The organism is Methylobacterium sp. CCH5-D2, assembly GCF_001556475.1.
Classification (GTDB): domain Bacteria; phylum Pseudomonadota; class Alphaproteobacteria; order Rhizobiales; family Beijerinckiaceae; genus Methylobacterium; species Methylobacterium hispanicum.
In genome coordinates, this window is the sequence record NZ_LSIX01000176.1 from 1 (window position 1) to 908 (window position 908).

The following is a 908-nucleotide window of genomic DNA, read 5'->3' on the forward strand; positions in this document are numbered from 1 at the left end:
GTGGGGGCCTCCTCCTCGGCCACCGCGAGGCCGGCGCTGGCGCCGCTACGAGCCCGGCATGGGCGACCGGGCCGCCGCGCGGCGGGTGATGGAGCGCGACCTGCGCCGGGCGCTCGGCGCGGGCGGCCTCGCGCTGCACTACCAGCCGATCTTCCGGGTCCGCGGAGGCGCGCTCGTGGGGTTCGAGGCGCTGCTGCGCTGGCGCCTGCCCGATGGCCGGACGGTCCCGCCCGCCGAGTTCATCCCGCTCGCCGAGGAGATCGGGCTGATGCCCGAGGTCGGCGCCTGGGTGCTGAAGGAAGCCTGCGCGACGGCCGCGGGCTGGCCGGCGCACCTCACGGTCGCGGTCAACGTCTCGCCGACGCAGCTGCGCAGCGCGGCCTTCCTGGCCGGCGTCGAGACGGCGCTGGCGGGCTCCGGGCTGCCCGCCTCACGGCTGGAGCTGGAGATCACCGAGACGGCGATCCTGGAGAACCGGGAGACGGCCCGCGACCTGCTCGGCCGCCTGCGGGCGCTTGGCACGATGCTGGCGCTCGACGATTTCGGCACCGGCTACTCGTCCCTGAGCTTCGTGCACAGCTTCCCGCTGACCCGGATCAAGATCGACCGCAGCTTCGTGCGCGAGCTGAGCGAGACCCCGCAATCGACCGCGATCGTGCGCGCGGTGGTCGGGCTCGCCCGGGGGCTGGGCATCGCGGTGACCGCGGAGGGCGTCGAGACCGAGGCGCAGCGCCGGCTGCTGGCCGAGGAGGCCGACCTCGACATCCAGGGCTTCCTCACCGGCCGGCCGATGGCGGCCGAGCATCTCGGGGCCTTCCTGGACGCGCCCGGGGGCCGGGCGGCCGCGGCCTGAAAGTTCTGGATTCCAAAGGTCGAGACCTTTGGCGGGTGCAGGGCAGAGCCCTGCT

At 74.8% G+C, this 908-nt stretch carries 1 protein-coding gene; it reads left to right on the forward strand.

From position 1 onward, the window contains the following. Positions 1-853: EAL domain-containing protein (locus AX737_RS04645; RefSeq protein ID WP_156453527.1), on the forward strand; the 853-nt coding region annotated here is incomplete at its 5' end. Positions 854-908 lie beyond the last annotated feature (55 nt).